Source organism: Pseudonocardia adelaidensis (assembly GCF_039543345.1).
Classification (GTDB): Bacteria; Actinomycetota; Actinomycetes; order Mycobacteriales; family Pseudonocardiaceae; genus Pseudonocardia; species Pseudonocardia adelaidensis.
In genome coordinates, this window is the sequence record NZ_BAABJO010000014.1 from 39259 (window position 1) to 51123 (window position 11865).

The window sequence follows — 11865 nt, forward strand, 5'->3', positions numbered from 1 at the left end:
GCCATGTCCGATCCGCACCCGCACGAGGCATCCGCCACCGCGCCGGCCACCCCGCCGTCGGTCCGACACCACGAGGCCGTCGTGGGCGACGTCCGCCTGCACTACGTGGTCGCGGGCCGGGGCGAGCCGGTGGTGCTCCTGCACGGCTGGCCGCAGACCTGGTACTGCTGGCGGCGCGTGATCCCCCTGCTGGCCGACCGGTTCCGCGTCGTGGCCCCCGACCTCCGCGGGTTGGGGGACTCGTCGCGGCCGCGCGGCAGCTACGACACCCGCACCGTCGCCGGCGCCGTCCGCGCCCTCCTGCGCGACGTGCTTGAGATCGACCGGTACCACGTGATCGGGCACGACTGGGGCGGCATCGTCGGCTACGCGCTGGCGGCGCACTTCCCCGGTCCGGTCCGCAGCCTCACGGTCGTCGACGTCGCCGTTCCCGGCGACGGCAGCCCCGACATCAGCCAGGGCGGGCGACGCTGGCACCACGCGTTCCACCAGACGGCGGGCCTCCCGGAGGCCCTCGTCGCCGGACGTGAGGAGATCTACCTGGGCTGGTTCTACGACAACTACGGAGCCCGTCCGGACGTGATCAGCCCGCAGGAGCGCGCCGAGTACCTGCGCACGTACTCCCAACCGGGTGCCCTGCGCGCCGGATTCGAGTACTACCGGGCCCTTCCCCAGGACGCCCGCGACAACGCGAGGCGGGCGCAGGAGCACCGTGTCGCGATCCCCGTCCTCGCACTCGGTGGTGCGACCGGTTGGGGGCGTGGCGAGCAGGTCGCGGAGTCGCTCGCTCGCCTCGCCGACGACGTCACCGGCGGGGTTGTCCCCGATGCGGGGCACTGGATACCGGAGGAGCAGCCCGAGGAGCTCGTACGCCGGTTCCTGGACTTCGTGGAGCAACGCTCGGATCGGTCGTGACCGCAGCCGTGCGACCCGCCGAGCCGAGGACGGTCCGGCCACCGGCGTCGTCCGACGCCGGTGGCCGCAGCCCTGCCGGTCAGCTCCTGCGCGCCGGCACGATCCGGCGGGTCAGTTGATCACGCGGGCGAGGAACTCCTCGAAGGTCGTCGGCGTGGCGGTCTCGGTGTCCCTGGGCTGGGTCATGGCGATGCGGCGTTCGGCGACGTCGCAGGTCATGGTGGTGGTGCCGTCGGCCATGTGGGGGGAGAAGCCGGCGGCGAGGAGGCCATCGCGCATGGTCGCGGTGTCGATCTGTACGTAGCGTGCGTCGGGCCGCCCGACCGCGCGGCCGATGGCCGCGGTCACCTCGTGCAGCGTGACGTCGCGGGGTCCCTGCAGCTCGAGTGTGCGGGTGTGCGCGGCTCGCCGTCCGGTGAGGAGGTCGGCGGCGACCGCGCCGATGTCGGCCGTGGCGATGGCGGGGAGGGGCAGGTCTGCGGGGATGAGCCCGTGTGCGGTGCCTGTGATGCGGATCTCCTCGACCATCGGCAGAGCGTTCTCCATGAACCACCCGGGCCGCAGGTGGGTGACCTCCAGGCCGGGCAGGGTGTCGAGGGCCTCCTCGAGCCGACGGAGTCCCCACACCGGGCCAGATGCGCCGTCGTAGTTGGCGGCCCAGCCGCTCAGGCTGACGACCCGGGTGAGACCGGGGAGCCCGGCGAGCGCCTCGCGGTGGGCGCTGATCACGCGCCCTTGGTAGGCGGCGTAGTCGGTGCTGTCGGGGATGAGGCCGGGAGCGATCATGACGAATGCCGCGGTGGCGCCGGCGAAGGCGTCGCGCAGGCTTTCGGGGTCGTCGATGCGGACGTCGACCGCTTCGGCGCCGTGGTCCACGAATCGCTGGAGACGGTCGCGACTGCGGCCGAGTACCCGGATCTTCTGCCCCGGCGGCGAGGAGTGCTTCGGCGACTGCAGAGCCGGTGTTGCTGGTGGCGGAGGAGACGACGAGCATGCGTGTTCCTTGTGAGAAGTCAGGGCGATTGCCCGGTGAACTGCGGTGTGGGTGAGGTCAGCCCGCGGCGAGGGCCCCGAGGAGGGCGAGTCGCTCGGCCGACCGCGTGCCGGCCTCGGCCGCGCTGATGATCAGGCGCTGCCCCGGATCGTCGGACAGGCGGAGGATCTCCTCGTTCAGCTCCAGCTCTCCGACCAGGGGATGCCGGAACCGGCGCACGGTGTGCAGGCAGTCCCGCACTGGATGGTCGCGCCACAGCCGAGCGAAGTCGTCGCTGCCGGTGGCGAGTTCGGAGACGAGCTGGTGGAGGGCGAGGTCATCGGGCCGTTCCGCCGCGGCCAATCGCAGGTAGGAGGCGAGATCCTCGGCCTGGTGCTCCCAGTCCACGAACAGCGAGCGGGCCGCCGGGTTGAGGAAGACCCGCCGGGCCTGGTTCGGTGCGTGCGGCGTCCCGATGGCCGCGATCTCCTCGGCGGTGAGCCCCCACAGCGCGTATCCGAGCGCATTGCCGGCGAGGATGTCGGTCCGTCGCCCGACGAGCACGGCGGCGCCGAGGCTGCCGGCGACGAGGTCACGAACGGGACCGCGGACCTGGTCCTCGTGCCCGGTCCCGCGAACGGGCGGGAGGGCCCGTGCCAGCCGGTAGAGGTGTGCGCGCTCGTCGGGCGACAGCTTGAGCGCCCGTGCGATGGCGTCCAGGACCGCGTCGGAAACCTGATGGCTCTCGCCTTGTTCCAAGCGGGTGTAGTACGTCGTGCTGACCCCCACCAGCTCGGCGAGCTCCTCGCGCCGAAGCCCCGGCACTCGGCGCCGCTCGCCGTAGGAGGGGATGATGCCGAGCTCCTGCGGGGTGACCGCGGCGCGGCGGGACCGGAGGAACTCACCGAGCTCTCCCGCCGACGATTTGCCAGCCATGACGGCTCCATCATCTCTCGTCGCCTGCGCGCCCCCTGGCCACGCAGGTGTTCGTGTCAACCACGCCGGATTCAACGACTGGTCTTGATGCAAAACGCGGATGCTCATGATCCTTTGTGACGCACGCGACTGGATGCCGTTGCGCGTTCTCGCGGCAGTAGACGTGGGCCGGGGCACGAGCGGGCCGGGCCCCAGGCCGTGGCAATAAGGAACTCATGAGGCCAGTTTCCCTGCGATCGAACCCTGGTACCTGCCCATGCTATGGGTAGGTACGGGAGAGTGACGTGCAACAGCTCGGTTCAGAAGGATCTCGGCGTGTCTGCTGTTGACAGTGGCTGGACTCGGCCAGCTCCCGCGTCGAAGCTCGACGAGCTTGTCCAGGACTCGTTTGTGGGAGCGGGTCACTCCACTGCTGCCAGGCCCGCCCGCCACGTCGGCACCGGCTCGTCGGGCATAGGTCGGTCGACGATCGACTCGCGCCGGCCGGGATCATCCACCTGCTCAGGAGCGAGATCAGGCACCCGGCCCTCCGCTGGCGGCAATCTCGGGCGCGGGATCTGTGGTCAGGCAGACTCCAACGGACGGTACGGCGCCGGCACCCACCGGGCTTCACCGCCACGGAAGCGGATACGCCCGATGCCAGGGAAGGGAAGATGCGCGCCGCCGACCGCCCATCCCTGCGTCCGGATCTCATCCAAGATGCGCATTCGGGCGGCGCGAGCAACAGGTCGATCACTATCGATGTCCATCGCAACGTGCGGGGCGCGCAGCTGAACGGTGTGACTGTGCATGGTGTCACCCCACAACAGCAGCTGTTCCCCTTCAGCACCCACGAGATACCCGCTATGGCCGGGGGTGTGGCCGTGGAGATCGACCGCGATCACACCCTGCACCGGCTGCTCGCCATAGGCGAAAGTGGAGAACCGGCCGGCAGCACGATATGGCACCAGAGCCTGCACGGCCCATCGGTGGATCTGCGCTTGTGCGCCCTCAGCGTTCGCGGCGACAGCGTCATTCAGCCAGTGTCCGGCGTCAAGAGTTGACACATGCACGGTCGCAGACGGGAACGCCGCCTGTCCGTCCGCAGTGAGAAGACCAAAAACGTGATCGGGATGCAGGTGAGTAATGAGTACGTCGCCGACCTGTTCTGGAGAGATTCCAGCGGCCCGGAGGTTGTCCAGCAGGTGACCGGTGGCTGGTCCGAGGGAGGTGCCTGCGCCCGCATCGACCAGCACCGTGTGTCCGCCGGACTGAAATAGGAAGGTGTTCACGGCCGTCAGAAGGTCGCCCTCCGGTGGGAGAAATCCGTCAGCCAAGAGCTCGGTAATCCGCTCCGACGGCTCACCGTGCATGTCGGTGGCGAAGATGGGCAGCGCCCCGTCATAGATGGTGGTCACGGTGATTGCGCCGATTCGGGTGCGTGCGAAACCCGGAGCCTGAGCTGACGCTGATCCTAAGGAACTCATGACCCCAGTATGTGAGGGCTCGGCCGTCGCGTGCCTATCCGTAGCATGGGTAGGCACGCGACTGCGACGAGGGGCCGGCTTCTGCCCCAAGGCCAGGCGTGGAGCAACGTTCGAGGTTGCGTTCGAGCTCACTGCGTTTCTGCAGTCGCCGCTTGAGGAGCTCGGGCACTCGTGCCCGCATCCTGGCTGTCCGCAGCGGGCGGGACGCAATGCACCGTGCGCGTTCGCCTACGACTTCTGACAGGTATGCCCGGTCGGGCCGGCCAGGTTCCGGGTGAGCACCGCCGTCGCCGCAGTTGAACCCCCGTGCGGCCGGCAGCGGTACCAGGCTCCGAGTGGCGAACAAGCCGCGCTCGGCCATGCGCGCCCGTAGCTGCCACTCGGTCTCCATGGGTAAGTCCTTTGTGGAGAACCGGTTGATTACCGCGGTCGCGGCCGCTGAAGGCCTCCACCGACGTCTGTTGCCCGGCGGCGCGTATGCGGCTCCCGAGGAGTTCGAAGCGATGCGGGGCGGCGCTCATCGAGGTCGTCTCCCCCGAACACGCGGGCTGGCTCGCGAGCCGGCTCTGGAACGAGCCGAGTCTCAAGCAACGACTGATGCAGCTTGTCGACCGGCTCGGTACGGACGTTGTCGAGCCGTTCATGCCTCGGCCGAACCGGTGGGCACGGCCGCAACGAACGCCCGCAATGTGCTGGTGTATCGCTTCGACGTCGATGAACCGGAGGCGACCCCCGCCGCTCCGGAGATTTACGCCCTTGCAGAGCTGACGGCATCAGTGATCACCCTGATCCTGTTGCAGGAGATCGGCCTCAGCATCCCGCAGCTCGCCCGCCTCGCAGCAGAACATCAGTCGTTCTGGCGGGTTCGAAAAGGGTAAGCACGTACCTTCCGAGGGTGTTCGCGAGGTAGTCCAGTAGGCGTCCCAGTCGCGCTGGTCGATGGCGTGGCGGTACCGGATGAGCAACTGCTCGATCTCCAGGCGATCAGAGATCTCCTGCGGTGACATCGTCATGCTCGGCCCTCCGTCCGACGCGTGCACGGTCAAGTGATCAAGAGAGCAATTGTCAAGATGTGGGTGAAGATCTTCTAGGCGGCTTCGGGTTGGGGGTGTTCGTCGGGTCGTTCGACGAGCTCGCCGGCCTCGAACGTGGCGCCGGCGCGGACGATAGCGACGAGGTGCGGGGCGTTGACCGCGCGCCAGCGGTCCTGGGCGGCCTCGATGAGCTTGAACGCCGCCCGCGAACCCGACCGGGTCACGGCGTCGAGGGCGTGGCGGCGGTCCTCGGCGTTCCAGATCTCCGCCAGGGCCTTCCTCGCCCCCGGATGCGCGGACTTCGGTAGCGCCCCGAGCACATTGGCCATCTTGTGGAACCAGCAACGCTGCTCCCGCGTCTGGGGGAACACCTCCCGCAGCGCGCCCCAGAACCCGAGCGCGCCGGTCACCGACCGCGAGCACCGGGGCGGACATCCCGCGCCGGGCGCAGTCGCGCAGCAGGGCCGCCCAGGACTCGGCCGACTCGCGGTAGCCGTCGCCGAGCGCGACCAGCTCCTTCCGCCCGTCGGCCCGCACCCCGATCATGACCAGCAGGCACAGCTCGTGCTCCTCCAGGCGGATGTTGACGTGGATGCCGTCGGCCCACAGGTAGACGTAGTCCGCCCCGGACAGATCCCGCGCGGCGAACGCGCGTTGCTCGGCCTTCCAGGTTTCGGTCAGCTTGGTGATCACTGGTGCGGACAGCCCGGCCGAGCTGCCCAGGAACTGGCCGAGCGCGGGCACGAAATCCCCGGAGGAGAGCCCGTGCAGGTGCAGCAGCGGCAGCACCTCGGTGACCTTCGGGGTCTTGCGGCACCACGGCGGCAGGATCGCCGAGGAGAACCGGCGCCGCGCACCGGTGTCGGGGTCGGTGCGGCGGTCGTTGACCCGCGGCGCGATGACCTCGACCGCCCCGGCGCTGGTCAGCACCTCGCACGGGTGATGGAAGCCGTTGCGCACCACCAGCCGGCGACCGTGTTCGTCGCGGACTGGGTCCGACATGAGCAGCTCGTGATGGATATCACCCGTTCGATGGGGGAGCATGCATCCGCATGGAGCACTTGCTGTGGAGCTTCAACTACGCAGAGTTGACGATGTGCTAACGTCCGGCACCTCGCACGGGCGGCTGGTTTGGGTCAACGTCATGCACGTCACCTGAGGGGGGTTAGACGGCCGGATGCGATCGAGTGATCACGATCAGTCGGAGCCCTACTACCAGACTCGCGACCACCAGATGCGCGGCGCACCGCAGTTGGCTCAAGGAGTGCAACCCATGGTGTGGGACGCCGCGCAGGCCAACGGAGTCGCTGCTGAGATGTTCGAAGCGGGCCACTACGACGAAGCCGTGCCGTTGTTCGAGCAGGCTTTGGTCGGCTGCCGCTCCGCGCTCGGTTCCGAACATCCCTGCACCATGACGGTAGCGGGTAACCTCAGCGTCGCCGTCTTCGCAGCGGGACAGCGGCGTAAGGGTCTCAAACTCATCACCACCAGCGTCTCGGATCGGGCTCGAGTGCTCGGTGACGACCATCCGGACACCCTTGTCGCCCGCGGCGCGCTCGCCGCGGCTCATCGGGTGACCGGTGATGCCGATACTGCAATTGCGCTGGCCACGCAGGTCGTCGTGCAGTGCTCCCGCACGCTCGGCTCCACCCACAGCAACACGCTTAGCGCGCGGATGAACCTGGCGCTGGCCCTTGCCGCTGCTGGCGACGTCACTTCCGCACACCGGATGCTCGCGTCGACGATGGAAGACGCCGAGGCGACCCTCGGGGCGAAGCACTCCCACACCTTGGCTCTCATAGATTCCGGAGTGTCACACGGGTTGCTCCAGGAGGACGCCTTCGGTCGGTGACACCCGATCTCGGTGGCTCTTCTCGCCACCTCCGTCCACCATTCGGGCTGGTCTTCTCGGGCGCGTGTGGTGAGCGAGTTCGAAAAGCACGCCCCGTTCGCTGTGTCTGTCCTCGATCTGGTGAGCAGCGTCGCAAGGATCGACAACGATGAGCAGGAACTAGGAACCAGATGTCACCCACGAAGCATCGCGCGGTGAATCGCCGCTCGATACAAGACCCAGTCGGAGTACTCCTGCACACCGGCGGACGTGACCCCCTACTTCGGGAACCCGGTCTCGTCCACGATGAGCACCGAACCAGGCTCGCCGAGCTGCTCGACGACCCGACCGCGCAGGTCGTCGCGCGCCCCGTCGACATCCCAATTGGCCCGTTGAGCAGCTGCTGCATCCCGTCCGGCGTCGTGTCCCCGGCGACCTCGGCCAACGGCCGCCCGTTCTTGCCCGCCAACGGCGCCAGCAACCCCGACACCAACGACCGCGCCCGCCGCCGCGGCTCCACCCGGAAGAACCGCGCGGCTGCCCGCGCGAACAACCTGTCCAACCGACCGACCTGCGCCGCAAGATCGTCTTTCTCGCCGCAAGGTCGAGAGACTGGACGGTCGTGATCGCGAACTGTGGCTGGAGTGGTAGGGGAGGGCGGCTTGCGGCCCTCTCGCTCGATCGGGTCGACTTGCCACGTCCGGATGGGAACGGCGCGCTCCCAGGTGGCCGCAGGCGACCTCGCGGCGGCCACCTCCCTGCTCAGCGCGGCCATGCAGGACGCCGAGTCGCTCCCCCCGCGGCACCCGCACCGGACCGCCCTCGTTGAGCGCGGCCATCGGCCTGCCCCTCGAGGGGTTGCTCCCCTGCCCCTCCGACTCCCCCGAGCCCCCGAGACCAGAAGAACCGAGGCAGCAGAATGTCGAGCCCATCCACCTATCTGACGAGAGACCGCGAGACCGCCCGTAGCGACGAGGCACTCCTGCTGCGGCTGGGGTACTCGCAGGTGCTATACCGCAAGATGGGCGGGTTCTCCAACTTCGCCATCTCATTCACGATCATCTCCATCTTCACGGGATACCTGCCCTCGTACTACATCGGCTTCCACAACGGCGGCCCCGCCGTCATCATGTGGGGTTGCCTGATCGTCGGCCCCGTCTCGGTGCTCGTCGCGATGGCCATGGCCGAGATCGCCTCCTCGATGCCCACGGCGGGCGCGCTGTACTTCTGGGCCTCCAAGCTGGGTGGGCCCGCGTGGGGCTGGTTCACTGGCTGGTTCAACCTGGTGGGCCTGATCGCGGTCTGTGCGGCCGTCCAGTACGCCTCGGCAACCTTCACGACGGCGCTGCTGAACTTGTGGTTCCCGAGCCTCGTCGGCACCGACAACGTCACGATCTTCGTCGTCATGACGGTGATCGCGGCGGTGCAGCTGAGCCTCAACCTCCTCGACGTCAATGTGCTGTCCCGGCTCAACGTGTTTTCGTCGTGGTGGCACATGGCCGGTGTCGGGCTCATCGTCGTCGTCCTGTTGATCGTTCCCACCGATCACCAGTCAGTCGAGTTCGTGTTCGGCGAGGTGATCAACAACTCCGGGTTCCCCGACTCGGCCATCTGGTACGTGTTCGGCATCGGGCTGCTGCTGAACGTGTACTCCCTCGTCGGCTACGACGCCTCGGCGCACATGAGTGAGGAAACCCGCTCGGCGTCCCGCGCCACGGCACTGGGCATGGTGTGGGCCGTCGGCGCGTCGGTGGTGTTCGGGTTCGTCCTGCTGTTGTCGGTGACGTTCGCGGTGTCGGACGTGCAGGGCACCCTCGATGCGGGCGGCCAGGCCGTGGTCTACATCTGGGCCGAGGCCACCAACGAAGCATGGGCGGAGTTCATGCTGCTCATCACCGTGGGCGCGCAGTTGTTCTGCGGCACGGCGTGTGTGACGTCTGGGTCGCGGATGATGTTCGCGTTCTCCCGCGACCATGCGGTGCCCGGGTCCCGGCTGTGGCGACGGGTCAACGCCAGGCGGGTGCCGGTGAACTCGGTGATCGCGATCGTCGTCAGCGCGTGGGCCTTGATGATCCCGACGCTCGTCAACGGGGTGGTCGGGTACGCGGTCGGCACCTCGATCGCCGTGATCGGCCTCTCCATCGCGTTCGGGCTGCCGATCATCCTGCGCATCAAGGCCGGCGACCGGTTCGAGCCGGGCGCCTGGAGCCTCGGCAAGCACTACAAGTGGATCTCCCCGCTCTCGGTCGCCTGGATCGCGTTCATCTGCGTGCTGTTCCTCCTGCCGATCTCGCCCAACGGCATCCCAGGAGCGGAGGAGTTCGCCTTCGAGTCGGTGAACTACGCCCCCCTGACGGTGGGCGGCGCGCTCCTCCTATTCGGCGGCTGGTACTTCTTGTCCGCCCGCAAGTGGTTCACCGGCCCGGTCCGCGAGGAAGCCGCGGATGCGGAGCTCGCGGCCATCCTGGGAGAGGCCTCGCATCGGAGGGCGCACCCGCACCAGTCCTCGCACCCGCAGCAGTCCGCGCACCCGCGCTGACCGGCGCTCGCACACGCCGCGTTGGCTGGCGCACCCCGTGTCCGCCGACACATCCCGTTCCACAGGAGGGTGTACAAGCCGAAGTCATTCGGCAATGCTGTCTTGCAGTGGGCAGTAGTGAGATGCCTCGGGGGCCTCCCCGCAATGCGCACTTACCCATCCGACGCCGGCCGATCCATCGTTTCTCGACGCCGTGCGCCTCGTCGCGCACTTCGGGCGCCTGGTCCCGTGTAAGGAGTCGCCATGCCAGAAACCGAGAAGTTGCAGCAACTGCGTCTGGAGTACCGCAACCGGCAGGTGCGGTGGGGCTTCATCTGGGCGGTCTGGTGCGCCGTGCTGTGGGGAGCCTGGTACGTACCCGGCACGGTCATCTACTCCGAGGCCCCGTTCGCGGACCTCGCCGGATCCACCGGCGACTACCTGCTGGCCGCCATGGTGATCACCACGTTGAACGCCGTCGCGGTGCTGCTGGCCATGTATCTCTGGGTGGCGGTGCTGGGCAAGACGGGTGAGTACGTCCGCACTATGCGGCGGGTCCGCATCTCGCGCTGGTACGCCCCGGCGGGGCTGGCCGGCATGCTCGCGATCTTCGGTTCGATCCTCGCTATCGCGTACGTGGGTGCCGCGTTCGCCGCGGTCGCCGCGCTGTTGTACCCGATCATCGGCGCGCTGCTGGCCAGGCTCTGGTACAACGAGCGGATCACCCGTCGCGCCGTGGTGGGCATCATCGTGATCGTCGCGGGTGGTGTGATCATCTTCGCGCCGGGCATCGTCGGCGAGCTCGCCGGCGCGGGGACGGGCGGCCTGCTCGGCTATGTCGGCGGTGCGCTCGCGTTCGTCGGCTGGGGTATCGAGGGCGCCATCGCGGGGCGCGCGCTCGATGTCAGTGATCCCGACGTGGGCCTCACACTGCGCTTCACGGCCGAGGTAGCGCTGTGGCTGGTCGTCGCCGTGCCGATCGCCTGGGGGCTCGCCGGAAACCGGCTCTGGGAGGTCACCGGGGCTGCACTGGCCAATCCGAACAACCTGTTGCTGCTCGTCCTGCTCGGGCTGACGTTCGGGTTCTGCTACGTGGCTTGGTACAAGTCCTTCCCGCTCATCGGGGTGGGCCGCGGCCAGGCGATCGCCGCGCTGTACGGGCCGTTCGCGCTGGTGTGGCTGTACCTGTTCACGCTCGAGGCGCCGGGTGTCCAGTTCGTCGTCGGCGGGCTGATCGCCGTGTGCGGCAGCTTCGTGCTCTTCACCGAGAAGCGCGACGTGCTGGAGGTCGTCCGGGCGGTTCCGGGCGCTCGGGCCCGTGCGGCGACCAACCCCTGATCGACGGAGGCGACCATGCACATGAAGGGCCACATGCTGCGGGTGCTCGCGGAGCGCGGGCCGATGTGGGACTACGACATCGCCGACGAGGTGATGCAGGCCTACGGGGTGACCGGCGACTACTGGTTCGGCACCGTGCGGCTGACGCTCACCGACCTGTTTTCCAGCGGCCTGCTCGACGAGGTGGAGACGGCCGTGGACCCGGCCAAGTCCGGCGGGGTCGAGAAGCTGCTGTTCAAGTTCGGCCTCAACGATTTCGGGCGCACCCGCATGCGGCAGTCAGGACTGATGGGTGAGGGCATGAGCGCGCCCGCGAGCGAATCGATATCCGTGAGTGAGTCGGCGAGTGAGTCGGCGGCCGCGGGTGAGCCTGAGAGCGAGTCGGCGTCCACGAGTGAGGGTGAGAACGAGTCGGCGTCCACGAGTGAGCCGGCGAGTGAGTCTGAGAGTGAGTCGGTGTCCGTGGGTGAGTCTGAGAACGAGTCGGCGTCCACGAGTGAGCCGGCGAGTGAGTCTGAGAGTGAGTCGGTGTCCGTGGGTGAGACTGAGAGTGAGTCGGCGTCCACGAGTGAGGGTGAGAACGAGTCGGCGTCCACGAGTGAGCCGGCGAGTGAGTCTGAGAGTGAGTCGGCGTCCGTGGGTGAGTCTGAGAGTGAGTCGGCGTCCGTGGGTGAGACTGAGAGTGAGTCGGCGTCCACGAGTGAGCCCGTGAGCGAGTCGGCGTCACAGCCCTCGACTGGAGCGCCGGCCGAGCGCAGCGAGGTGAAGTGATGAGCACGTTCTTCGCCTATGCGGCAGGCCCGGTGCTGATGGTGATCCTCATGGTCGGGCTGCCCCTGCTGGCGCTCTACCAG

At 68.3% G+C, this 11865-nt stretch carries 9 protein-coding genes and 2 pseudogenes; 6 read left to right on the top strand and 5 right to left on the bottom strand.

Annotation, left to right across the window (positions count from 1 at the left end; translation table 11 throughout):
- Positions 1–3: 3 nt before the first annotated feature.
- The gene (locus tag ABEA81_RS19835; RefSeq protein WP_345606700.1) at positions 4–915 is read left to right on the top strand and encodes an alpha/beta fold hydrolase; all 912 of its coding nucleotides are present in this window, start codon (positions 4–6) and stop codon (positions 913–915) included.
- Positions 916–1026: 111 nt separating this feature from the next.
- Here the strand turns inward: ABEA81_RS19835 and ABEA81_RS19840 are convergent, their stop codons facing one another.
- The 3 genes from ABEA81_RS19840 to ABEA81_RS19850 all read right to left on the bottom strand — a co-directional run bounded on the left by ABEA81_RS19840 (position 1027) and on the right by ABEA81_RS19850 (position 4221).
- Positions 1027–1938 (bottom strand): NmrA family NAD(P)-binding protein, encoded by a 912-nt coding sequence (locus tag ABEA81_RS19840; protein WP_345606830.1) that lies wholly within the window; start codon positions 1936–1938, stop codon positions 1027–1029.
- A 28-nt stretch (positions 1939–1966) separates the two neighbouring features.
- Complete coding sequence (locus ABEA81_RS19845; RefSeq protein WP_345606702.1) at positions 1967–2824, bottom strand: helix-turn-helix domain-containing protein; 858 nt, start codon at positions 2822–2824, stop codon at positions 1967–1969.
- Positions 2825–3387: 563 nt separating this feature from the next.
- A complete protein-coding gene (locus tag ABEA81_RS19850) occupies positions 3388–4221 on the bottom strand; it encodes an MBL fold metallo-hydrolase (protein WP_345606703.1) in 834 nt (277 codons plus the stop codon).
- Positions 4222–4625: 404 nt separating this feature from the next.
- Here ABEA81_RS19850 and ABEA81_RS19855 point away from each other — a divergent pair, with 404 nt between their 5' ends.
- A complete protein-coding gene (locus ABEA81_RS19855; RefSeq protein WP_345606704.1) occupies positions 4626–5168 on the top strand; it encodes a hypothetical protein in 543 nt (180 codons plus the stop codon).
- Between the two features lie 209 nt (positions 5169–5377).
- On the opposite strand, the pseudogene ABEA81_RS19860 reads toward ABEA81_RS19855, so the two are convergent.
- A pseudogene (locus tag ABEA81_RS19860) lies at positions 5378–6308 on the bottom strand (IS256 family transposase); the annotation flags it as partial.
- A 289-nt stretch (positions 6309–6597) separates the two neighbouring features.
- On the opposite strand from ABEA81_RS19860, the gene ABEA81_RS19865 reads away from it, so the two are divergent.
- A complete protein-coding gene (locus tag ABEA81_RS19865) occupies positions 6598–7176 on the top strand; it encodes a tetratricopeptide repeat protein (protein WP_345606705.1) in 579 nt (192 codons plus the stop codon).
- A 260-nt stretch (positions 7177–7436) separates the two neighbouring features.
- Here the strand turns inward: ABEA81_RS19865 and ABEA81_RS19870 are convergent.
- Positions 7437–7717, bottom strand: a pseudogene (locus tag ABEA81_RS19870) (transposase); the annotation flags it as partial.
- A 357-nt stretch (positions 7718–8074) separates the two neighbouring features.
- Here ABEA81_RS19870 and ABEA81_RS19875 point away from each other — a divergent pair.
- The 3 genes from ABEA81_RS19875 to ABEA81_RS19885 all read left to right on the top strand — a co-directional run bounded on the left by ABEA81_RS19875 (position 8075) and on the right by ABEA81_RS19885 (position 11782).
- A complete protein-coding gene (locus ABEA81_RS19875; protein ID WP_345606706.1) occupies positions 8075–9694 on the top strand; it encodes an amino acid permease in 1620 nt (539 codons plus the stop codon).
- Positions 9695–9937: 243 nt separating this feature from the next.
- Positions 9938–11011, top strand: a complete 1074-nt coding sequence (locus ABEA81_RS19880; protein WP_345606707.1) for a hypothetical protein — start codon at positions 9938–9940, stop codon at positions 11009–11011.
- A gap of 15 nt (positions 11012–11026) precedes the next feature.
- Positions 11027–11782 (top strand): hypothetical protein, encoded by a 756-nt coding sequence (locus ABEA81_RS19885; protein WP_345606708.1) that lies wholly within the window; start codon positions 11027–11029, stop codon positions 11780–11782.
- The last annotated feature ends 83 nt before the right edge of the window (positions 11783–11865 follow it).